The 22,723-nt window shown below is 49.7% G+C and carries 16 protein-coding genes; 6 read left to right on the top strand and 10 right to left on the bottom strand.

Annotated elements, in window-relative coordinates:
- Positions 1-33: 33 nt before the first annotated feature.
- Positions 34-249, top strand: coding sequence for a GDCCVxC domain-containing (seleno)protein (locus ICL55_RS35385; protein WP_281392437.1), 216 nt, complete (start codon positions 34-36; stop codon positions 247-249).
- A gap of 18 nt (positions 250-267) precedes the next feature.
- Here ICL55_RS35385 and ICL55_RS35535 read toward each other — a convergent pair whose 3' ends face one another.
- Positions 268-984: a response regulator gene (locus ICL55_RS35535; protein WP_188095051.1), complete on the bottom strand. Its 717-nt coding sequence runs from the start codon at positions 982-984 to the stop codon at positions 268-270.
- Positions 981-2,066 carry a sensor histidine kinase gene (locus tag ICL55_RS05615; protein ID WP_188095050.1) on the bottom strand — a complete coding sequence of 362 codons (1,086 nt, stop codon included), beginning with the start codon at positions 2,064-2,066 and terminating at the stop codon, positions 981-983. Before ICL55_RS05615 ends, ICL55_RS35535 begins: the two co-directional genes overlap by 4 nt.
- A gap of 198 nt (positions 2,067-2,264) precedes the next feature.
- Here ICL55_RS05615 and ICL55_RS05610 point away from each other — a divergent pair, with 198 nt between their 5' ends.
- Positions 2,265-4,604 carry an outer membrane beta-barrel family protein gene (locus tag ICL55_RS05610; RefSeq protein ID WP_188095049.1) on the top strand — a complete coding sequence of 780 codons (2,340 nt, stop codon included), beginning with the start codon at positions 2,265-2,267 and terminating at the stop codon, positions 4,602-4,604.
- A gap of 72 nt (positions 4,605-4,676) precedes the next feature.
- Here ICL55_RS05610 and ICL55_RS05605 read toward each other — a convergent pair whose 3' ends face one another.
- Complete coding sequence (locus ICL55_RS05605) at positions 4,677-5,189, bottom strand: hypothetical protein (RefSeq protein ID WP_223151317.1); 513 nt, start codon at positions 5,187-5,189, stop codon at positions 4,677-4,679.
- The gene (locus ICL55_RS05600) at positions 5,170-5,586 is read right to left on the bottom strand and encodes an EbsA family protein (RefSeq protein WP_188095048.1); all 417 of its coding nucleotides are present in this window, start codon (positions 5,584-5,586) and stop codon (positions 5,170-5,172) included. The genes ICL55_RS05605 and ICL55_RS05600 overlap by 20 nt, the downstream gene beginning before the upstream one ends.
- Positions 5,587-5,815: 229 nt before the next feature.
- Between ICL55_RS05600 and ICL55_RS05595 the strand changes: the two genes are divergently transcribed.
- Together ICL55_RS05595 and ICL55_RS05590 are read left to right on the top strand one after the other, a co-directional pair.
- Positions 5,816-6,958, top strand: a complete 1,143-nt coding sequence (locus tag ICL55_RS05595) for a glycoside hydrolase family 43 protein (protein WP_188095047.1) — start codon at positions 5,816-5,818, stop codon at positions 6,956-6,958.
- 240 nt (positions 6,959-7,198) lie between these two features.
- On the top strand, positions 7,199-7,636 hold the full coding sequence (locus ICL55_RS05590) for a hypothetical protein (RefSeq protein ID WP_188095046.1): 438 nt from the start codon (positions 7,199-7,201) through the stop codon (positions 7,634-7,636).
- A gap of 72 nt (positions 7,637-7,708) precedes the next feature.
- Here the strand turns inward: ICL55_RS05590 and ICL55_RS05585 are convergent, their stop codons facing one another.
- Entirely contained in the window at positions 7,709-8,215 is a 507-nt protein-coding gene (locus ICL55_RS05585) for a transposase (RefSeq protein WP_188095045.1), read from the bottom strand.
- Positions 8,216-8,370: 155 nt separating this feature from the next.
- On the opposite strand from ICL55_RS05585, the gene ICL55_RS05580 reads away from it, so the two are divergent.
- Positions 8,371-9,066, top strand: a complete 696-nt coding sequence (locus tag ICL55_RS05580; RefSeq protein WP_188095044.1) for a MarR family winged helix-turn-helix transcriptional regulator — start codon at positions 8,371-8,373, stop codon at positions 9,064-9,066.
- 72 nt (positions 9,067-9,138) lie between these two features.
- Here ICL55_RS05580 and ICL55_RS05575 read toward each other — a convergent pair whose 3' ends face one another.
- The 3 genes from ICL55_RS05575 to ICL55_RS05565 all read right to left on the bottom strand — a co-directional run bounded on the left by ICL55_RS05575 (position 9,139) and on the right by ICL55_RS05565 (position 18,069).
- Positions 9,139-9,891, bottom strand: a complete 753-nt coding sequence (locus ICL55_RS05575; RefSeq protein ID WP_188095043.1) for a hypothetical protein — start codon at positions 9,889-9,891, stop codon at positions 9,139-9,141.
- A gap of 4 nt (positions 9,892-9,895) precedes the next feature.
- Positions 9,896-15,976 (bottom strand): fibronectin type III domain-containing protein, encoded by a 6,081-nt coding sequence (locus tag ICL55_RS05570; protein WP_188095042.1) that lies wholly within the window; start codon positions 15,974-15,976, stop codon positions 9,896-9,898.
- 362 nt (positions 15,977-16,338) lie between these two features.
- Positions 16,339-18,069: a hypothetical protein gene (locus ICL55_RS05565; protein ID WP_188095041.1), complete on the bottom strand. Its 1,731-nt coding sequence runs from the start codon at positions 18,067-18,069 to the stop codon at positions 16,339-16,341.
- Positions 18,070-18,342: 273 nt separating this feature from the next.
- On the opposite strand from ICL55_RS05565, the gene ICL55_RS05560 reads away from it, so the two are divergent.
- Entirely contained in the window at positions 18,343-20,061 is a 1,719-nt protein-coding gene (locus ICL55_RS05560) for a peptide MFS transporter (protein ID WP_188095040.1), read from the top strand.
- Positions 20,062-20,119: 58 nt separating this feature from the next.
- On the opposite strand, the gene ICL55_RS05555 is transcribed toward ICL55_RS05560, so the two are convergent.
- Both ICL55_RS05555 and ICL55_RS05550 read right to left on the bottom strand, forming a co-directional pair.
- Complete coding sequence (locus ICL55_RS05555) at positions 20,120-21,184, bottom strand: alkaline phosphatase (protein ID WP_188095039.1); 1,065 nt, start codon at positions 21,182-21,184, stop codon at positions 20,120-20,122.
- A 36-nt stretch (positions 21,185-21,220) separates the two neighbouring features.
- The gene (locus tag ICL55_RS05550; protein ID WP_188095038.1) at positions 21,221-22,720 is read right to left on the bottom strand and encodes a RagB/SusD family nutrient uptake outer membrane protein; all 1,500 of its coding nucleotides are present in this window, start codon (positions 22,718-22,720) and stop codon (positions 21,221-21,223) included.
- Positions 22,721-22,723: the final 3 nt, after the last annotated feature.

The raw sequence follows: 22,723 nt of genomic DNA, 5'->3' as shown, positions 1-22,723 counted from the left end.
CGTAGGAGATCGGTATCATAAAAAAGTTAAACTATGTCTGCTATACCCATTCAGTTAAAGTCCGTTATTACCTGCCCGCATTGCGGATATCAAAAAGAGGAAATCATGCCTGTCAATGCCTGTCTGTATTTTTATATATGCGAAAGCTGCCGGGAACGTCTGAAACCCAGGGCTGGTGACTGTTGTGTATGCTGCAGCTATGGCACTGTACAATGCCCGCCAATGCAGCGGGGGACCAGCAGTTGTTAAATGTCGCAAACACAAACATCACACCCCATCTTTCAGCACTTTGAAAACCATTTCTCTGTAACTATTGCCTATCGGCAGTTCCAGCTTCCCGATCTCCACGTCTTGTAGGGTGAAAGCCGTTACCCGGTCGATGTTCACAATAAAGGAGCGATGTATCCGCAAAAAACGTTTATCGCTGACCGTTGTTTCCATATCACCGATTTTATACTTCGCCATGAAAGTGGAGCCATCTGCCCGATGCAGCACCACATAGTCTTTCACGCTTTCTATGTAGAGGATGTCGTTGACGGGGATTCTGTTGTATTTGTTGCCTGTTTTCAGGAAGATATGATCTTCCTGTAGCACAGGGCGGACCGTAGCCGCCTGGGATTCTTTCGGAGAAAAGCGGGAATAGTAGCGTTCCACCGCTTTGAAAAAACGTTCAAACGTAACGGGCTTCAGCAGATAATCCACGATATCCAGCTCATAGCCTTCCAGCGCGTACTCGCGATAGGCCGTCGTAAAAATCACTGCCGGCGGCTGCCGCAATGTCCGGAGAAATTCAATCCCCGTGATCTGTGGCATCTTGATATCCAGGAAAAGAAGGTCGACCTGCCTGGTTCTAAGCTCCTGTGCAGCCTGCAGCGCATTGGAGCAGGTGCCCACCACTTCCAGGGTGTTCAACTGACCGATATGATTCTGCAACAGCGCTATGGCCAGTGGTTCATCGTCAACAATAAGACATTTTATTTTCACACCTGCTGATTTAAATGCAACTCCAGCTTCGCGGTAAATACCCGCTGTGCTGCCGTAGTTTCAAATGTATGGGTTTCCGGGTAAAGCAACGCCAGCTGTTGACGGATATTCTCCAACCCGATCCCCAGCTGCTGGTCTACCTTTTCACGGAAAGTGTTGCTGATCTCAAAGCTAAACCGGTCCCCGGTCTGCTTCAGCACAATCCTGATCTCCGGCGAACCGGCATCTTCGCCGGCGCCGTGCTTAAAGGCATTTTCTGTCAGCGACAACAATATCAGTGGCGCGATCGCTACTTCCCGCTCCATCTGATGCTCAAAGGAAATGACCAGCCGTTCATCATAGCGGAGCTTTTCCAGTTCGATGTAGTTCTGCAACAGCGTGATCTCCTGTGACACCGGTACATACATTTTCCCGGAACGATACAACAGCGTGTCCAGTATTTCCGATAACCGGGCAATGGAAGGCGATGTTTTAGGCGACTGCAGAATAGACAACGAGTAGATATTATTCAGCGTATTAAACAGAAAATGAGGGTTCAGCTGGGCCTTCAGTGCCCTTAACTCGATATCTGTCTTCTGCTTCTCCAGTTCCATCGCCCGTTTATTCACCACATATTGATCTATCAAAAGTTTGATAAAAATAAATACAGACGCAAAGGAAAATGCCTGAAAGAAGTAATTAAAAAACAGCGACCCCAGGTCCGTAAAAATTTCCGGCACCGACTCCTGCGAAAAAGGCCTTCTACGGACAAGCGGTTCCAGCAGGTACACCACGCTTAACCGGGATAACACCGTTAACAGATAAAGCGCCACCAGCGATGTGATAATCGTACGGTAATAATGTTTCCCGGTCAACAATCGTGGTAATACAAAATAAGCCAGAAAATAGGTAGTCGGGGCAATGATCCAGATATCAAATAAACCCAGCGAGAAAAAATACATGAGTTGTGCGATGGTAATTGGGTCCATATCCCTGACAGCATACCGGGTGGAAGCAAACAGGGTTACGCTCATCCAATAAATAAGATGTGCGGCAAGCCGGTATTTACCGGTGAATTGTATGATTCTTTCAATTAAAGGCATGATCTAAAAGTAGCAAACTTTAGGTCATATCAACCGTAGCGTCGACGAAATTGGTCGTTCCGCATATGAAAACGGGCAGCACGCAGCCAGACGCATTTTTCCACAAGAATCCACTGTCTGTGGTCAGGAATACGGCGCCGGTCGACTTGCCCCAAACGGCCTGCCCGAATGCTTCACATTTGCAGAAACTCAAGTAAAATGAAGCAGATATTCCTGATATTATGTTACCTCGGCATGACCATCCCGGCATTCAGCCAAACCTATACCCTGAAAGGCAGCATCCTGTCGGCAACAGCGAAAGGACCTGTCATCGGCGCTGCCGTACTGTTGCAATCCCAAAAAGACCCCACCCGGCAGTTCCGCACCGTATCCGGCCCTGATGGCGGTTTTAGTCTGGCCCTTCCGGCAGACGATTATACGCTTAACATCCGGGCAATGAATTTTACGCCGTACTTCCGGGCGGTAACACTGCCCAACAATACCGACCTGGGGAACATCCCCCTGACTGACAACGTGAAACAATTGTCGACCGTACAGGTACAGGGGGAAAAGTCCACCATCGAACTAAAAACAGATAAAAAAGTGTTCAATGTGGGCAAGGATATCCTGTCAAAAGGCGGTAATGCCAACGATATCCTGAATAACGTGCCCGCCGTCAACGTAGACATACAGGGCAATGTGTCCCTACGCGACAACCAGAACGTAAGGGTCCTTATAAACGGTAAACCATCCATGCAAACGCAGAACAACGGTTTGTCACAAATCCCCGCCGCCACCATTGACAAAATAGAAGTGATCACCAACCCCTCTGCCGCATACGAAGCACAAGGCAGCGCCGGCATCATCAATATCATACTAAAGAAAAATGCAGCGCTGGGATTCAATGCATCGCTGCAGGCAGGTCTTGCCAGTCCGAAGAACAACAGTGTCAATCTCAACGCCAGCTATAAAACACAGCGGCTCAATCTCTTCACGAATATCGGCTACCGCGATCAGGGCGTCCTGCTTGCGGAAGACATGGTGAGGGTGAATAAAAGTCCTTACAATCAGCTGCAGCAAACCAACCGCGCCGATTTAAACGCCGATAACATCAACTTCTATCTGGGAACGGATTTTTACCTCAACGAACGAAACACCATAACGGCCAGCTACTACCGCACCAAACGCCGTAATAAAGACACCAACAATTCGCTTTATCGTTACTATAACCTGCACGGCACGCAGGACAGCGTCATCAGCCGGCTGGAAGACTACCGGGAGCCGCAGATATTCAATGAGCTGGAACTGAACTATGTCAGGACTTTCAAACAGCCCAACAGAAAATGGACCACCTATATGCAATATGATTTCTGGAACGACGACGAAAACCAGCATATCCGGCAGTTCAACCTTCCCTCAGAAGCTAATGCCATTAACCTTATCACCCGCGACATCGAGAGCAGCAAGGATATTTATTTGCAGAGCGATTATAAACAGCCCTTGCCATCCGGCCAGCTGGAGACAGGCATCCGCGGCCAATGGCGCGCTATACGGAGCGAATACTCCGCTGCACAGGACGGCAAACCACTGGCTGGCAACAACAATAAACTTTTTTATGATGAAAATATATACGCCGCTTACGCGCAATACAGCAACAAATGGAAACGTCTGGAGGCCCAGCTGGGCCTACGTGGCGAGCTGTCCGCTATCCATATCAGTGACCGTGAGCAAACTATCGATAAACGTAAACAATACCTCGACTTCTTCCCTACCCTGCACCTGCAATATGGGTTCAAAGATGACTGGAGCTTACAAGCCAGCTATAGCCGCAGGATCAACCGCCCTAAGTTCTGGCAGCTGAATACCTTCGCCGGCCTGTCGGACCAGCGGTTCCTGCAACGTGGCAATCCGGATATCGACCCCATGTACACCCATGTCGTGGAACTGGCCCTGTTGAAGAAAACAGGCAGCTTCAGCGTAAATCCGGGTATCTATTACCAATATACCACCCACTACTTCGGCGCGGTCATAGAGCCGCAAACCGATGGCAATTTCGTACGGACATGGGCCAATATGGGCAACGAGCATCGGTACGGGCTCGATATGACCACCACGTACAATCCCTATACATGGTGGCGCCTATCATGGGACATCAATTGGTACTCCTATTCCCAACGTGGTGAATATGCCGGTAAAACCTATACAGCAGATAACACCACCTGGTTTACCACCGTTCGTTCGAGCATGCGGTTCCCTAAAATCCTGAACATCGACGGCAGCTTCACCTACCGCGGCAGACGGCAGGAAGTGCAGGTAACAGTGGCGCAACAGTACCGCGCCAACATTGGGTTTTCTAAAGATCTGCTTGGCGACCGGATGTCGCTCACCTTTAGCATCAACAATCTCTTCGACTCCAATATCTCCCTGGAGGAAATGGATGTTCCGGACTATTCAATGTACTACCGCCTTCAACAAAAAGGTATCATCTATACCGGCAACGTCGTATACCGGTTGAACCGGAAGAAAAGCCAGTCAGACCGTTTGCCTGCGGAGAAGTAACACCTCAAAACAGGAAAGCCGCTTACATGATGGATGTAAGCGGCTTTTTATTGAGTTGTTGTCATCAATATGTTAGTGTGCGGAACCTGGCAACAGCGCTATAATATGCACCAGTATATCCTCCTCAAATTCCGTTATCATTAACTTGTAAACGCCTGCACTACCAAAAAAGGGGCTGATCCTATAGTTTTTTACCAGCTGCTGCTTTTTGATGCCGATCGCATAGTACCAGTCGCCGGATGCTGAGCCGGTGATGATCACCATTTCGTCCAGTCGCATGATCTGCTTTCTGCCGAACGGCGGGTTTTCCCTATACACAGCGTTGGTGGCCTTGTCAAACTCATAGCGCACGTTATACCAAAAAATATAGTCTACCAAACCACGGATGACGAGACAGATCAGCAACGCTGCGCATATCACGATGACGCCCTCTCCCAGCCACCTATAAAAAATGGCCAGCAACAGACCGAGCGCCACGGCGGCGATCGCGTACAGCTTCAGGACGGCGGCCAATCGACGATTGGGTTGTAACGAAATCCTGTCTGGCGTTCTTACCACCCTCAACTTATCTTGCAAACTCATCATTGGCAATTATTTCTTCAATGTCGTTTAAAATATTTTGCATGGCCCTTTTGGTAATGCCCTGCGCCAGGGAGGCTGATTTTTCTTTGCCGTCTTTCAGGTAGTATACGTTCAGGGTAGTATTCGTCGTAATAAAATTTGTTCTGAGAGAATACAGTTCAAACTGCTGAATATCCGCGATAGGTATCGTATAGGCTGGCTTAATCAGGGCCATCTTTACGTTGATCACCTTCTGGTCCATGTCTACCACCAGCGATTTAGTGAAGGCGCTCAGTATAAATATCACTGCCAGGGCAAGAAACAGCCACATCACCCAGGGCGATTTGATATAGAAGCCGAGAAAGGCGAGGGCCAGCGCCAGTAGGATCACGAAAATACTAAATCCGTATTGGGGTTTCATTTTGTACACATTACCTACTCTGGTAAAATTTTTGGGTTGCTCCATGGTTTGATGTTCGGGTTATATGATCAGATTTTTCGACATTTACGGACGATGGATGCTACAGGTACTATCCCTCCTGTTGAAGGGCGGATAGTATAACCATGCCCGTTGGCAGGGAGCAAATTACATAAAATCGTTTTCATTTGTGATTTCCGGAAGTTATATTTGTTTACCTGACATATACGCCATGAATAAAGCGATGAAAATTTCCACGGGCATCCTGTTGCTGACTTTCCTCTTCCATCACACCCGGTTGTTCGCCCAGTCCGGGAACACCTATCAGAACCCGTTGCCCGTAAAATTCGGGGACCCTTATGTGCTGCATACCCGAGGCGGTCAGTATTACATGTATGGCACCGGTGGCGTGGCTAAAAATGGATTTGCGGCTTATTCTTCTACCGACCTTGTGCACTGGCAAAACGAAGGCCAGGTGTTTTATGCGGGGAACAAAAATGGCTGGAGTGATTCCACTGCCGCCTGGAATGGGGCCTATTGGGCGCCGGAGGTATATGAACACCAGGGCAGGTTTTATATGTTCTACAGTGCACAGTGGAAAAACAATCCCAACAGGGAAGTGGAGAATTTTCGTATAGGGGTGGCAGTGTCAGACAGTCCGGTCGGACCGTTCACCGACCTGTTTGACCAACCTGTTTTTGATCCCGGTTATCCGGTTATAGACGCTAATGTATTGTTTGACAAAAGTGGTCGTATTTTTCTTTATTACTCCCGTTGTTGTTATAAACACCCGGTGAAAAGTGAAGTGGCCGACCAGGCCAGGAAGAAGGGGTGGTTCGAGGCCATAGAAGAGAGCTGGGTGTATGGGGTTGAATTAAAACCTGATTTCAGCGGGGTGATCGGAGAACCGGTACTGCTCCTGCGTCCGCCTGTAAAAATGGACGATCAGCAGGCAGCGTGGGAAAGCCGTTCTGTTACCACCAGAGAAGTCAACCGCCGGTGGACAGAAGGTTCCGTCATCTTTAAAAAGGCGGACACCTACTACCTGATGTATTCCGCTAATTATTTCGGGGGCAAAAATTACGCGGTGGGATATGCTACTGCCAAAAGTCCGCTCGGCCCGTTTGTGAAGGCCGCCAACAATCCCGTATTGCAGCAAAACACGGACAAAGGTGGTGTGGTGACCGGCACCGGTCATAACAGCATTACCTATTCCCCTGATGGCAAAGAGATGCTTTGCGTATATCATGCCCGCACGCTGGCAACGGGTGATGAACGGGTGGTGTTTATCGACCGGATGAAGATATTAAAAGACGGCAGACTTGTGGTGGAAGGACCTACCACCCAGCCACAGTTGATACCTGGAAACCGGTAGAACGAATACGCGATTACACTCAAATCAGCAGCACATCATATATAAAGCAACATTATATTTTAAATACCGTGCGACGACATTCTTCGAATGGAATTTTTACCTACATTCGATGTGGTGATGATTGTCATCAGGATTCAATTCTCAAAATAACTACGTTAAAATATCTCCTGTAATTCCCTCACTGTTGAGATAACTCCATCAATGTAATAACCATTTCCTCACCATTTTAAATCTATCACTATGACAGAAAACACACAACCCATGATGTCCGCCGGGACAGAATTGTTTAACGACCCTAATTGTACTATTAACATCACTCCCCAGGGTGCCATCCCCAATTATCCGGGAACAGTATCCAACAAAAACATCACCGATGCGCAAAATGCCATCGGTCAGCTGACATTCGCCGATATATGGCGGCTTCCTCCTTTCCGGATTGAGTATGGTACCGTGCGGCTGGACGTGCAGGGCGCCATTGCAGGCGGTGGCCGCAACTGGCAGGTGCAAATCAATGGCATGCAGGGTGGTTCCACTATCTCCGCCACCCTCGTGCAGGGTAACCTGGCAACGGCTTCCTCCTCTGAAAGGCAACAATACGTGCAACGCATGGTGCGCAACGCGCTGGAGCAAAGCCTCGCATCCAGAAACGTGATGAATGTGAATGGCCCCTGCAGATGATTCCGCGCTTTTGATCCCCTGTTGAATACATCAGCCTTCAGGTCGTCGCACCTGAAGGCTGATGACCTTTGCCTATGAATGGCGCAGGTTAAATAGCCGGACGCATAAAGGAATAAGCCCTATCGATACCGCGATGAAAATCGCGACCCGTAGATAGTTGAGCGTCTGCCAGCGGGCTGTTTTAGCCGCCAGGTCTTTCACTACGGCATGCGTTTCCGCTATTTTCTGGAAGTTGATAATGTTAGGCGCGAAAAAGGCAAGCGTCCATACCCTTACGGCAAAGTGGACCGCAAATAGCGCCAGCAGCCAGTTCCTGGCGAAGTCAATTTTCCAGCAAAAGATGATCGCCAGTATAAAGGTGATCTCATGCAGAGAATGAAACACTATCCAGAAGTTCTTCAGGCTGGCTCCCCGCCCGTCCAGCAGCAACCTGAAATTGTCAGGAGGAGCCTCCGTCCATTTAGGCACAAATACCAGCGTTTCAAACAGCTGCGCCCCATTCATGAGGAAATATGCCAGGGTGGTGATATACAGCCATAGTTCGGCCCTTGTAAGATAACTCGTCGTGATATTCATCATTTTTATTGATCTTTTAAAGACAAAGAGCGAAAGAAACACTCCTATCGCTTTCGTTGCATTTTTAAATAAAATACATCTATTTCGATACAAATATAGCACAAAATCGGTTCCTCCAAATTATTTTGCCTACATTTACATCGAATTCGATATAAATCATGGGTGAACTCACAAAACTAATCAGTGCCTGGGAAGAATACATACAGAAAAACAACACTGCCTCCGCAGCAGAATTCTGCATGTATTTTTTAGCGAAAGAGCGTAATCAGCAATTATTCGGCGGGCTTACCCCTCCTGATCTGGACACTACCTTTGCGAAGCTGATAGGGAGGCTGGCGAACATGCAAACGACTTACTCCAAAATGGCCTTGCAGGACCTACCGGGGTTTGAACTGGAGTGGTTCTATTTTCTCAACACCATCTATCATTTAAAGGAAGTCAAAAAAATACAGGTCATACAGTACAACTTTGCGGAACAGACTACCGGCATCGACATACTCAACAAACTGAAAAAACTGGGATACATCACAGAGAGAACTGACCCGGAAGATAAGCGGGCTAAGCTGGTCAGCCTTACCAAAGCGGGAGAAAAAATACTTTTCAAGGTATACCAACTGCTGCATAAGCCCACGCTACTGATGTACAGCGATATCGATCATAAAGACAAACAGGTGGTCGTAAATATCCTGAGAGACACGGAAACCCAACATCAGGCAATACTCTCTAACATTAGAAATAAATCAATAGATGATCTGCTCTCAGAAACACTGGGGGAAGAAAAGATGGCACAGATCATGTCTGAACGGGAAAAAATGTTTAAACATTGGGATGCAAAGCGACGCAGCAAGGAATAGCGGAACACTTACGTCATTCCATGCCAAAGCCTGCGGTCTGCGCAGGCTTTGGCATGGAATAGTACAATATACTTATGCTTCGTTTTCTTTAAACAGTCTGCAATTGAAGTTTTGTTGTACAGTATGAATAAACCACAACCAATCTTCCAGCATGAGCTCACATACAGGTAATGGAATCTCATATCTGTTCTCTTCCTGCTCGATTATAACAGATTCCGCTGTTATTTGAATATCGTTCCTTCCTTCGGTTGGTATTGTTCCACGGAGAGCCTGTCTGACATCATCCAACAACGCTACATAGTGGCTATACGCATACTTTTCGTTAAATAGGTATTCCAGTTTTATATCACCTGGCCGATTAAGCGTTGCATACAAGGTAGTTACCTGATCATTTTCCATGCGCATAAAAAACCAGATGCCCCAGTCCTCTCCCATTGGTATTCCAAGTTCATTATAGGCCTTCCTGTGTTTGGGATAGGCGTTAGCGCTGACTGTTGCAAACCTGACAAACTGCTCAAACCAATGATAGTACAGCGGAGTCGGCAACACCTGTTCCAGTCCATAGTCTTCACTCACATACCGGGTTATATCCGGTTGAATGTCAATATACCCAAAGGGGTCTATTGCTCCTATCGAATCCTCCATCTTAGCAGGTAATGTTCCATCCAACACAGCTTTCACATCTGTCAATTGTTTCAACAGATCATCCATAGGAACGATCGGATTATGATCAAACGTACCCTGCAGCAGGCTTAACTCCTGATCCTGTGGCACTCCAATCGCCACCACGATCTTGGTATATTGTACCAATAACTTGTAATTCATACTACTAAGGTACACTTTCAATAAATGATGTTAAGATACCGCTCGATGGCGAAATGACAACTACTCTGATGGTAACATTGGTCCCCTGGATGTTTAATGCCGGGAAAGCGGCACCACTGGCCGGAGAACCTGCTGTACGGAAAGCATCACTGATATATCCCAGAATCTGATTCTCCGTAAAACTGGCCGGAAACATAGTTGACATATTTCCCGGTTTACGTATCCATATACCGGTTGTGTTCCAGCGATTGTTGGTTAGTATGGTTGTCATGTCCGGCACATACACTTCCGGCCTTATTTGGGCAACGTCCTGTCCTGCAATTTGACCTATGGAGGAATTGGCAATCGTATACCTGTAGGATTCCGGATTTTGCAGCACGGTACGCATACTGTGTATACCTCCCAACTTATACTCTACTGTAAAGCCAGGGGGTAAGCCCCGCAAGGCCGGGTTGGTAACAAAGTCGTTTTTAAGGTCCTCCCATATCATATCCCCCCTGTAGCTATTCCTAAATACGACTCCTCTACCAGGCACGGACACTGTCAGCTTAACTTCCCCATAGATCACATGCATTACCGTCTTATCCGTGATCTGTGAAACGAAATTATTGACTGTGCTGCGGGTGGCACCTAATCTCACCGTAGCCCCTGATAATGCCCGAGTAGACACCCTTCCCGCAGCAACCTCTGTAGCGGTGCCTTGCGGCGTGACCTCCATAAAGGGATGCTCCCCTGCGACAGCGCCGTTTTCGGCCAGATCTACCCAACCGTGGTTGGCTATCAGGTTACGATTGATCTGGGAGCTGAGTTTTTTGGCAGTTTCAATGTCTGCACAGGAAAGCAGCACAATGTCACGGTCGGCCGGTATTTTCTGAGCGATGATCCAGTCTCCCAGCGTTTCTGCTGTGAGTGTCTTATCCACCCCATTGGCCATGACTTTGAACACATCTCCTTCCCCATGCACAACAATATACACGGTGTTAGGATTGGCTCCTTTCATCCAGGTTCCCACGTGTTTCAGATCTTCACCGGCGATTAATATCGAGCGTTTACGAAGCTCTATTGCTTCATTCGCCAGTTCTATTGCTGTTCTGCGACTGGCAGCTTCCAGTGCTTCCTCCAGCAGTCGTCCGGCTTTTGCAGATGCCCAGGCTGTTCTCAGGTTCTTATAAGTAAGTGGCGCACCTTCCAGTAGTCTTCTTGCTTCGGAAAGGGTACCGCTCAACTGTCTGAACTTCGTATAGGCACTCACCGATAGGTTGAGCCCACCCACGCCCATATTGATGTAGTTGGTGGTAGCTACTATTTTATCCCAACCGGCATAGTATTCTTTATCTACCAGCAGTCCCTCCGAGGACAGCCGGTTCTTCTCCGCTTGCACGTATACATCAGCCGCGCTGACCACCCCTGCTACGTCTGTAGTCAGCTGTGTCAGCAGCGCGAGCGAACCGCCGCCCGATTCAGGAGCCAGGAAGAGGGCTGCGCTGATATTCAGTATATTGACTACCGTCCTCGTATTCCGCGCAGACACGGCACGCTTGAAGTCGCGGTGATACAGCCACGCCATATACGCTGGTACGGCTATCTGCTGCCCTTCATCAAAGCCTATTTCCGGCAGATGTATCGCTGCGGTAAGCACTACCGATTCAAATGGATCGTATTCTTCATCATAATTGATATACTGCTGCGGCCATTCCAACCTGGTATTGGGAGCGGAGATCGTCAGCGGGATCACCTTACGGTAGTAGTTCTCCGCCATGTGTATCTTGCCCGTACTGAGGAATTCCACTTTGCTGGTCATGTACGGCCCCACGTTGTATTCTATCGCGTCCTCTCTTAATCCGCCACGGATAGTATACACATTGTTGGACTTGAAGCCAAGCGGGAATTCAGTTTCGCCCGGATAGTAGGTGAAAGGGGGAACACCAAATATCTCGTCTTGGAAAGACCGTTGCGTGGGTGTTATGCCCAGCTGATCGCGGTATATGCCTACCCAGTTGGCCACAACATCTGCTACATCATGCACGTCGTCATATCCTACACCATTGAACCAGGTAGTGCTGTGGTCCAGCAGCTTACGCAGCCATTGGTAGTTATTCGCTTTAAAGCCATCTTTCAGCAACTTCACCCTGCCATCTTCCGGCGTGGTTTTTACCAGATCACCGACAATGAAGGCGCCGTCATTGGAGCTATACCATTTGGGGTCGGTATACCAGTTATTGTTACTACCTTCTTTGGATAACAGCTGTCCCAGGATGTATAACCTGTCACTGATAGGCAACAGCGAGAAGCCACAGGAGGCGTAATTACCGACCAGGATCGTGTGGATCTCATCCTGTCCTTTCTTCGCCAGCACCGCGGCGTGCAGGTCTGCTACCAGTTTGTTGCCATCTACGGAGAATTTCTTCAGCTCCTCTTCCACCCGCTGCTGCAGCTGGTTGTAGAACAAGTCGGTGGCCGTATTGTGACCGACGTTTTCGTTGAAGATCAGTTCTTTCAGCCTGGTACGGACAGTAGCCTGCCATACCGCCGGTTCCAGACAGCTCTTCACATTGGCGAGGTCGCTGGCTTTCAGGTTGGCCAGGGTGTAGAAAGTCAGGTAGTCTTTTACAGGGCTCTCTTTGGTCAGTAGTGTCAGCAGCAGGTCTTTCACAGACGCTTTCGTCTTATCACCGATCGTGAACGGCACGTCCTGATTAGCAAAGAAAAGATCATTGGCCGGCAATGTGAGCAATGGTGCGCCTTTCTGCTGCTCACCAATGCTTTCCACAAACGACTGCTTGTCTTTCGACAGGTCCAGATGAACCACTGAGAAGTCATTATACCTGGTCGATGATCCGCGGTAGGGCGCTGTCAGCGCAGTGGTATTATGGCCGGTGCTGAAACGGGAAGCGTAGGTAACGAAGGCACCATCCTTCACGCCCAGCAGTACCGCGATCGCATCTTCCGGCTTACGTGTGATGGTGATGGTGTCTTCATAGAACGACCCATTCTTCACCTTATATCCCTGGAAGGTATTGCCGTCGAAACGGGCAGAATAGTTGCTATCGCTGATTTCGAAAGACACCAGTGCGCCTAATGGCACAAGTTCTTCCGTCGGCTTTTCATTGTCAGGGGCGCCATGCCGCAGGAAGAAAGTTCTGTCGAGCGTGGAGAACCGCAGGTTCTTCGCTGCAGGTGGCAGCGTAATATAGGTGCCACCGGGAGTGATAAAGGTATAGGTACGGCCCGGCGTATTGTTCAGCGGGTCGAACACCTTCATATCAGAATAGCCTACGCTTTCCTGGTCGGCGTCGTTCTCCAGGAGGCCCCATACGTGGCCCGGATCGTGCACTACGTCCCATTGGTACTTCAGCAACGTATAGCCGTTGCTGTAATCCATCAGGTTGTCTGTAGTACCCTTTGGCAACGTGATACCGGCACTGAAGGTATGTTCCAGGGTGAAGGCACCGTGACCGATCTCGTGAGAAACGGCCCTGGCCACATTCTCCGGACTTTGGTCTTTTGTGAAGAGGAAACCGTATTGGCTTTGCCGCGGCATTTTACCGATCAGGTCCCCGTCTTTCAGGGCCACTTCATTGACCAGGAAGAGGTAAACGGCGTCGTCATCGATCTGATGTGATTTGCGGTAGGCCCTGCACAGCATTTTTTCTTCACCGGTGAAGCTGTTGCTGAGCGCGGCGCTTTTGCTGTCCTGCAGCAGGCTGTCGCCGTTGAGGTCCCAGGAGGTGTTGCTCCGGAAGCTATCGTCCACGGTGATCGTATAGGTGACGCCTACGCCGGCGTATGATTTTTCAAGCGCGCTGCGGATCTCTCTTTCCGGCGCCCAGCCGTTTTTACCCACCGGTACCAGCACCACCTTGCGTTGCTTCGGTGCGTAGCTGGCCACGAGTAATTTACCGATGCTGACCGGTTTACTTTTGACGGCGCATACCGCATATATTTCCTGCGCATCGCCGGCAGGACCGCCGGTGACGGTTATCGTGTAAACGTTGCCGTTATGAGTGGATGGATATACGATGCCTTTGCCGTTGACAAACTTCAGCGTGGCAGTGTCTATACTGTTATCTGTTACCGTGAGGGTGGCTGTTACCTTTTCCTGTTCTCCCGGAACGATGGCTTTGGCACTTACCCGGTAGGCGCCATCCGCCAGCACTTCATAGCTTTTATCCAGCACGGGTTTACCGTAGTAATCCTGTTTCCAGCTGTCGAAGGCGTATTTATTTCCTGCGGCGGCGGTAAAGATCACTTTGGCTTTGCTCAGATCGAGGGTTTTCAATGCCTCCAGCGCCGCCGGGTTACCGGCGAGGCTTTTATCGCGTTTACCCGCTTCCGTTACCTTTCCATTCTTATCGATGTTATACAGGTTGCCGTCGGTGTCTTCCAGCGTTATCGGCAGCGTTTTGTTTTTGGCTTTGTAGTCAATTACTTCCTGTTTGCCCGTCTCGCTGTCAGTGAGGGTGATCGTGCCTTTGTCCGTGTCAACGACGATATTGTCTTTTGTGAAGACGTGGAGTTTGGTGACGATATCCGGTACAACGTCGCCGGTAACGACCTGTCCTACTTCGTCGCCGCCACGCTCATGTTTGATACCATCTTCGGTGAATTTATCGATGCCTTCGGTGATCGCCTGCATCTCGCCTCTGATCACCACCAGGTCGGTATTGATGGTTATCTTTTTAAACTCCAGCGCCAAACCGGTACCAAATCCGGCAGTGATCACCTTTCCTTTTCCACTGAAGAGGCCATCGCCTCCGCTGACTTCCGTCAGCATAACATCAAAATGGCCAATCTTCACGATCATGCCGGCCGACAGGGAGGGCTGCGGCTGCGTGTTCTGGGGCGCCTGCAGGGAGTTGGCATCGCCGCAGGTGAAAGTCCGCGGTGCGTCCGTGGTGAGGGTCACCACCTCGCTAAAAGGACCATACACGCCGGCTACCCGCCACTGGAGCCGTGCTTCGTAAGTACGGCCAGGTTCGAGACTACGAACGTTGAGCAGGGTATCATTTGTTTTTTCTTCCGCATGCCAGTCATACTCCACGCCGTTTTTGGCGGCCGCTCTGTATTGTACGCGGTAGGCATCTACCTGATAGCGCGCATCATTGGCGGCCAGCGGCCATGACAAACGGATGCTGCGTTCACCCGTGCTTTTACCGGACAGTGTCGGTTTGGCAATGTGATTGATCTCGAAAGGATTGGTGCCCAGGTAGGTGAACTTACAGCTCAGGCTATATCCCTGATTGCTGTAGGCATCACGGCCGCTCTGGTCTTTCGCCTGTACAATCCAGGCATACTCCATGCTGTCTGTCAGCGCCGGTTCTCCGGGCCCGTAGGGAATGGTGGTGTTTTGCGTGGTGACCGTATAAATCGGCCTGGTACTGCGAATAATGTAATCGGGGTTACTTCCTTTGGGTTTTATTTCATACAGAGAAAATACATATTCCGTGATATTACCGGCTACCACCCCGGAGGTGTTCCGGCTGCTCCAGCTGAAGGTAAGAAACTGGGGGTCTCTTTTTTCCACCCGGCTGCCACACACAGGCAGATTGAGTAAGGGAGGGTCGTTTTTGCGGAAATAAAAAATGTTGGCGCCCGGATTACTCACCTGTACCGTCTGCCGCCGATAGTCATAGGCCGTAAACGTAATACGGTAGGCCCCTTCCGGGAGGGATTTATTTTTTTCATAGACGTCCCGGCTGAAACCACCTGTGAACGTGATGTTGTCTGAATGGAGATAGTCCGCCAGGTCTGTGCTGCTGATGATAGTAGGTACACCGGCCATCAGCGTCAGCGGCTTCGGCACAAAGTGCTGAGCGGTGCGCATGATCACCGTCCCGTTCTGCTCTATCGTCATTTGCAGGATGACATCATACGAAGGCTTGGTCAGGTCATTTTGTACCAGTATCACCCGCATCTTGTCGCTCCCGGGCACCACATAGTCCGGAAGATACACGCTATACGGCGGGATGATCTGGGTGCTGGCGGTGACGGGGTACTGTTGGCCGGCGACCGTAAGCCGGAGTAACAACAACAGCATCAAACTGAACAGGGGTCGGATAATTCTGGCGATCTGTGTATCTCTCATTGAAAAGAATGTGTGTAGTGAAGGGTATGGCAAACGCATCGTATCCGGGCCTTGACATGTTTTGTCCATGTTTCAGCCGGATGACAGCAGCATCTCGGTATGGGCCATTGTAATGCCTCCCGGGCAGTTACCTTGTTACAATGTTTCTTCGTGTATAGATATAGGATTCGTATTTATTATTACAAATATATTATTAAATATTAAATTAATAATTTTTATAAATTAATTTAATGCAAAATCAGGAAATGGAAAATCGGGGTTACCGGTACGTATACCCCTGCCCGAAAGGCCTGTCTGAAAACGACAAAGCCGTATCCATCTGATGGATACGGCTTTGTCGTTATTACACTAACACTGGGTGCTTAGTGTATACCGGAAGACGCGGCGATATCTACGTCAGCATATCGCCAGGCTTCCTCGAAAGCAGACTTCACTTTTTGTGCTTCCCCGTTTTTTTTCTGAGAGAGCAACGAACGATATAGCCCGATCAATGCCCAGCCATTCTTTTTCCACGTCTGCAAATCCCTGCGGTAAACACTTTCTGCTTCAGGGTATTTCCCGGCATCCTGGAGCGCCGCTCCCAGATAATGCCTGACAGAGAAGAACCAATCGGGCGGTTCGTTGTAATTCAGCTCATCTTCTATGGCTACCGCTTCCTTCAGCAAAGCAATGGACACGTCCGGATAGTGTTGTTTGGCGGCCATCCCGGCAGACAACACCTTAACGGCTATCTGCACCAGATCAGCGGTGGTATTGATTTCCCAAATGGTCAGGTGCCGAAGGGTGGTATCGCGGGCCGCAACTTTGACGCTGTCCAGCTCCTTTTGCGCATCAGCGACCCTGTTCTTCCTTAGAAAGGCCATCCCCCGCGCATAGTGCCAGATAGTCCGCGGATACAGCAGATCTTCTTTCGGCGCAGGCAGCGCCAGGATAGTGTCCCACATACCGAACTTCACCGCCACGTAATACGGGACGGTATAATAATGCTGTAAAGTGCCCCACTGCGGCAGCCGCATGATATCTTCCGCCGTATGCTCCCGTAATTTTTTGGCGGCCTTCCATGCCAGTGCGCCATTACCTTCCAGGGTAGCCGTTGCCGTTAGGAAGTGATAGTTGTGGGGATAATAACCCAGCGGATAGGCCCCCTGCGCGTGGCAGGCGGTGGTGTAACTGCTATCTACCGCCACGGCATGTATATTGGAAAGCGTACCCAAATGATAGTCGCCCGTATTAATATAAATATGGGAAGGCATGTGCGTCAAATGGCCGGAACCGGGCACCAGGGTGTCCAGCAGCCGGGCGCTGGACAGCGCTTTTTCAGGCGTGGCAGATGCTTCCATGGCATGAATATAAAAATGGTGCGCCCCCGGATGTCCGGGGTTGGCTTTGATCAGGTGTTCCAGCACTGCCAGTAATTCCACCGTCCAGGCATGGGGTTTTCTGGTCTGCTTTTCATATAAATCCCAGGGATGCAAATCCATTAATGCTTCTGCATATAATGCGCCGATATCAGGATCAGCAGGAAATTGACTGTATACCTTCTTCATGGCGGCGGCATAGGCAATATCCAGGTGCTTACGGTCGGCCGGAGCCGGCATTTCGTAGCGCGCAGCGAGCGCCCCGATCAGCGCCTTTTCTTTTTCTGTGCCGGAGGCGGACAGCGACCGGGCCTTTGCCGTGGCGACATAAGCACGCTGAAAATTATCTTCTTCCATGCCGGCATTGTAATTGGGGCCTAACACATACGCATATCCCCAAAATGCCATCGCACAGGTGGAATCCAGGCGGGTGGCTTCATAGAAAGACCGCGCCGCCTCGGCATGATTAAAGCCATATGCCAGCATCATTCCCTGGTTAAAGTACTCCTGCGCCTCCTTGTTGCGGGTCGAAATTTTAAAATCGATGCCCGTCAGCCCGTTCAGCTTAGGCGCCTTTTTACCGGAGGCATACCAATCCTTGTCCGTTACCCGCGAGGTATAACAGCGAATACTTTGTGATTTCTTATCCGTAGTCTGCGTTTCCCTGGTGTTGGTGCTGTTATGGCACGCGACCAGGAATAAAATCGAAATAAATGACAGAAAGCGTTGTCTCATGGGAAGCTTATTTGGTTGATTTACTGTTGTATAAGCTCCGCACTACTGGTACTGAAGAATAGGTATAGCGTCATTATTAGCCCTTACTAATGTACAAAAATCAACCTGAAAAGCGAAAATTAAGGATCGAAAAAGGCATTGAGCCGGCGCACCACCGGATAAGCCGGTTAAAATGAAACTACATTTTGTTAATTACTGCAAAGCCATATCTGTCAAAGAAGAGCATATTTGATATGGGCACATGCCTTTACCACGTATTGAAAAAACAACACTATGCCTGAAACTTCCCGGCCAGGGTCTCACCCCAAAGGTCTTTACATCCTGTTTGTCACTGAAATGTGGGAGCGGTTCAACTACTATGGAATGCGTGCGGTACTGATCCTGTTTATGACCAAGGCGTTGTTGTTCACCAAAGTATTTGCCGCCAATTTATACGGAAGCTACACCGGCCTTATCTACCTCACGCCGTTGATCGGAGGTTATATCGCCGACCGTTACTGGGGGAATAAACGTTCCATCATTATCGGTGGTATTGTGATGGCGGCGGGGGAAATCATTCTTTTTGTGAGCGCCTCGCTGTTTCATAGTTATCCTCCGGTATCGTTGCTGTTGTTTTTTTCCGGCCTGGGCTGCATGATTGCCGGCAACGGCTTTTTTAAACCGAATATTTCCTCCCTTGTAGGGCAACTCTATCCTGACGGAGATAACAGAAAAGATACGGCCTACACCATCTTCTACATGGGCATCAATACCGGCGGGGCGCTAGGGCCTATTATCTGCGGACTGGCAGGTGACACCGGTAATCCTGCCGATTTTAAATGGGCGTTTTTAGCAGGAGGCATCAGTATGCTCATCAGCGTGGTAGTGCAGGCCATATTCCATCACCGGTATGTAACAGCGCCGGATGGCAAGGTACTGGGACTAACGCCGGAACGCGTACCGGTGAAGCTACTGCAGCCCATTGCGATCATCTCCGGCCTGGCACTTTTCGCTTTACTGATGATCGGGCTGTTATACCTCGATGCCACCGTCATCAACTACCTTTCCTATCTGATGCTGGCCGCGGTAGTGCTGATCGCAGTCATCATTTTCCGGGATACCACGCTCACGCATATAGAAAAGCAACGGATCAAAGTGATCTTCATCGTTTCATTTTTCGTGATCTTTTTCTGGGCTGCGTTCGAACAGGCAGGCGCCTCTCTGACATTTTTCACGGATGAACAGACGGACAGGCAGCTGAACTGGAGCATACCGGTATGGGCCATTCAGGTGTTGTCCGCCGTTCTGTTGTATGTATTGTACAGCCTTTTCCGGAAGGCACAAAAACAGTTATCCAACCCGGCAGATCGTTTGTTGCGCCTGACGGTATACGGACTGCTATTGTTTTTCCTGGCAGGCATTGCCAGTGTGGATGCATATCTGCTGATGCGACAGCAATACAGCCTGCTGCTAACAGAAATACCCCCCAGCCTCTTTCTGTCGCTCGGCTCTATTTATATCGTTTTGTTCGCGCCATTTTTCGCGTGGCTGTGGCCGAGACTGGGAAAACACGAACCTTCCGCTCCTGTTAAAATGGCCATTGGCTTGCTATTTCTGGCAACCGGTTACTTGTGGATCGCGTTTGGGGTGAAGGACATCGCACCCGGAACAAAAGTGAGCATTATCTGGATCACCGGCATGTACGCCCTGCATGCTTTCGGTGAGTTCTGTTTATCTCCTATCGGCCTTTCTCTGGTCAATAAACTATCGCCGATTAAGTTCTCTTCCTTGCTGATGGCCGTTTGGTTTCTGGCAACCGCCGCCGCCAATAAATTTGCAGGGGTGCTCAGCACCCTGTATCCGGAAAAAGGCAGGACGGTGGTTTTCGCAGGATACGCTATTCGCAATGCCTACGATTTCTTCCTGCTTTTTGTGGTGATGGCAGGCGTATCAGCCATCGTTTTACTCATGATGTCTAAATGGTTATCCGCCATGATGACCGCCCGTAAATAACAAAAGCTCCCGTAAGCCAATGCTTTCCGGGAGCGCTTATTTCATAAAAAAAAGATCATCAGAAGTTAAATGCCTGCATCAATTTCCGGAAGATGGTATTGTTATGGTAAATACCCATAAAAGCCTCTGCCCCGGGACCGTAGGCAAATACCGGCACCATTACGCCGGTATGATCATCGGTAGAAAATTTACCACTGATTTTTCCGGTTGAAAGATCGCCTTCGGCGATGGTAAGGCCACCGGTTTCATGATCAGCCGTTACGACCACCAGTGTTTCGCCGTCCTTGTCGGCGAAGTCCAGCGCGGCTTTGATGGCTTTATCAAAATCGATCACTTCTTCGGTTACATACTGCAGATCATTGGCATGGCCGCCATCATCAATTTTGGAACCTTCCACGACAAGGAAGAAACCTTTTTTGTTTTGCTGCAACAGCTGAAGCGCAGCATTGGTCGTCCGCGCCAGCTGGTCGCCCCTTCCGGCTACCCGCTCTTCTTTTACCAGTCCCACCAGTTTGCCTTGTTTTACCTGCACGATATCATCCGTAGTATACTTTACCTGGTAACCTTTCCGGCTCAACTCCGTGAGGAGATTACGGCCGTCTTTCCGTTGGTCGAAATGTTCTCGGCCTGCTCCGACCAGCACCTCCACACCTGAATTTACATAGTCCGCCGCTATCTCCGCCTGCATGTCACGGGTTTTCTGATGGGCCGCAAAGGTAGCCGGCGTAGCATCCGTAATATCAGTGGTGACCACGATACCGGTTGACAGGCCATGCTGCCGGGCTATTTCCAATATGGTAGGCTGAGGTTTGCCCGTACTGTCCACACCAATAGCGCCGTTATAGGTCTTCTGCCCGATGGAGAAGGCCGTTGCCCCTGCCGCCGATTCCGTCATGTAGTTATTGGCGGAATTGGTCCTGGAAAAGCCGATGCATTTGATCCGTTCCAGGTTAAGCGAACCTTTATTGGCCGTCAGGCCTGCATAAATCTGGGTGGTGCCCATTCCGTCCCCCACCATAAAAATGACGTTCTTTATTTTGGGGCGAGACGGTGGTGGTGTGGAGCTGCACGACATGAGCAGCACCGGCAACAGCAGCCCCACGGCAGTAATATATCTATTCATGTAGTTCTTTTATCCTATAAAATACAACGTCTGTTTTTAAAATCCGGGATTTTGTAACAATACACCCTGGCTCAGGTTGATCTGCGACTGCGGTATCGGGAATATTTCATTCACGCCGGCCTTAAATGACGCGCCTTTCTGACTGTTGTATTTTTTCGCGAAATCATTCAGCACCTTCGCAGCTCTTTTGGTGCGCACCAGGTCATAAAAGCGGAATACTTCCGTCGCGTATTCCACCCTTTGTTCCTGCCAGATGGCTTCCCGCAGTTTTTCCTTATCCGTTACCGTTATATCCGGCAGTATCTGCGCATTGCCTTCGCGGGCGCGTGCCCGCACCTGGTTCAGCACCTGCAGCGCTTCCCGGGCATGTCCGTTTTCATTGGCCGCTTCGGCATACCACAGGAGGATATGTCCCAGGCGAAATACGATCTGATCTTTACCGGAGCTTTTAGGCTGGTCAGGCATTTCGTTTTTCAGGATCAGGTATTTCGTACAGAGGTAACCGGTAGCGCTGGTGCCGGTGTTGCCGATGGTGCCATCCGGCAATACATCGCCTGTTTTGTATACGGTGGCCTTTTTGCGGGGATCGCCAGGCTCAAAGGCATCTACCAGGTCCTGCGTAGGGTTATCATAGCACCAGCCGTAGGACAGCGGTCCGCGGGTCCTGCCATCTCCGTCGCCGGAGCCTTCTTCATCATAGAAGCGGGCATCATACTGGAAGTTGATCTCAAAGATAGCTTCCGCGCCATATTCCCCGTCAATGGTAAAATTGTGATAGTATACCGGGTCCAGGCTGTACTGGTGCGAATCGATGATCTTTTTAGTCCATGTTTCTGTTTCGGTGAATTTCCCCTGCATCAGGTATACCCTCGCCAGCAACGCCTGTGCGGCCCCTTTGGTAGCACGGCCGTAGTCCGCTTTATCCTGTGCGCTCTTCTCCGGCAATACGGGCTCCGCTTCCAGCAGGTCAGCTTCTATCTGCCGGTATATTTCTTCCTTGGTATTTCTGGGGATGTTGTAATCTGTCAGCATTTCTTTCGTCATCAGCGGCACGCCACCGAAGATCTGCACCAGGTTGAAATAGTAGTACGCACGCAGAAACCGGCCTTCTGCTACGTATACTTTTTTGGTATCCTCCTCCATCCCTTTTACGCCCGGCGCTTTATCGATGACGATGTTAGCAGCGTGTATGCCCTGATACAGTGTAGACCAGGCGTTTTCATAGAACGGGTTGGTGGCATTGGCGGTAAAAAATTCTACCTGTATCATGTCCGGATTATCACCACCATTAGCGCGGGTATCGTCTGAACAGACATCTCCGAAAACCCATCTCACATATCCCGGATAGTTGGTGCGGTAGTTGGATTGCAACGCCTTGTAAGCGGCGATCAGTCCCTGCCGGGCGGTAGCCGGCGTGGTAAAAAAAGTAGCGGTAGTCTGCTTACCGTGAGGTTCTATTTCCAGCAATTTGTTACACCCGGAAAACACACCGGCTGCCAGGAAAAGTATCGTTATACCTATTCGTTTCATCATCATGGC

Origin of the sequence: Chitinophaga varians (assembly GCF_014529945.1) — a bacterium.
GTDB lineage: Bacteria > Bacteroidota > Bacteroidia > Chitinophagales > Chitinophagaceae > Chitinophaga > Chitinophaga varians.
This window is presented reverse-complemented; position numbering and strand designations above follow the sequence as displayed.

Coding starts and splice junctions, on each gene's coding strand:
- ICL55_RS05565 (WP_188095041.1), bottom strand. CDS start 18,069: ATGAGACAACGCTTTCTGTCATTTATTTCGATTTTATTCCTGGTCGCG.
- ICL55_RS05555 (WP_188095039.1), bottom strand. CDS start 21,184: ATGAATAGATATATTACTGCCGTGGGGCTGCTGTTGCCGGTGCTGCTC.
- ICL55_RS05590 (WP_188095046.1), top strand. CDS start 7,199: ATGACAGAAAACACACAACCCATGATGTCCGCCGGGACAGAATTGTTT.
- ICL55_RS05600 (WP_188095048.1), bottom strand. CDS start 5,586: ATGAAACCCCAATACGGATTTAGTATTTTCGTGATCCTACTGGCGCTG.
- ICL55_RS05610 (WP_188095049.1), top strand. CDS start 2,265: ATGAAGCAGATATTCCTGATATTATGTTACCTCGGCATGACCATCCCG.
- ICL55_RS05570 (WP_188095042.1), bottom strand. CDS start 15,976: ATGAGAGATACACAGATCGCCAGAATTATCCGACCCCTGTTCAGTTTG.
- ICL55_RS05615 (WP_188095050.1), bottom strand. CDS start 2,066: ATGCCTTTAATTGAAAGAATCATACAATTCACCGGTAAATACCGGCTT.
- ICL55_RS05580 (WP_188095044.1), top strand. CDS start 8,371: ATGGGTGAACTCACAAAACTAATCAGTGCCTGGGAAGAATACATACAG.
- ICL55_RS05605 (WP_223151317.1), bottom strand. CDS start 5,189: ATGATGAGTTTGCAAGATAAGTTGAGGGTGGTAAGAACGCCAGACAGG.
- ICL55_RS05585 (WP_188095045.1), bottom strand. CDS start 8,215: ATGATGAATATCACGACGAGTTATCTTACAAGGGCCGAACTATGGCTG.
- ICL55_RS05595 (WP_188095047.1), top strand. CDS start 5,816: ATGAATAAAGCGATGAAAATTTCCACGGGCATCCTGTTGCTGACTTTC.
- ICL55_RS05550 (WP_188095038.1), bottom strand. CDS start 22,720: ATGATGATGAAACGAATAGGTATAACGATACTTTTCCTGGCAGCCGGT.
- ICL55_RS05575 (WP_188095043.1), bottom strand. CDS start 9,891: ATGAATTACAAGTTATTGGTACAATATACCAAGATCGTGGTGGCGATT.
- ICL55_RS05560 (WP_188095040.1), top strand. CDS start 18,343: ATGCCTGAAACTTCCCGGCCAGGGTCTCACCCCAAAGGTCTTTACATC.
- ICL55_RS35385 (WP_281392437.1), top strand. CDS start 34: ATGTCTGCTATACCCATTCAGTTAAAGTCCGTTATTACCTGCCCGCAT.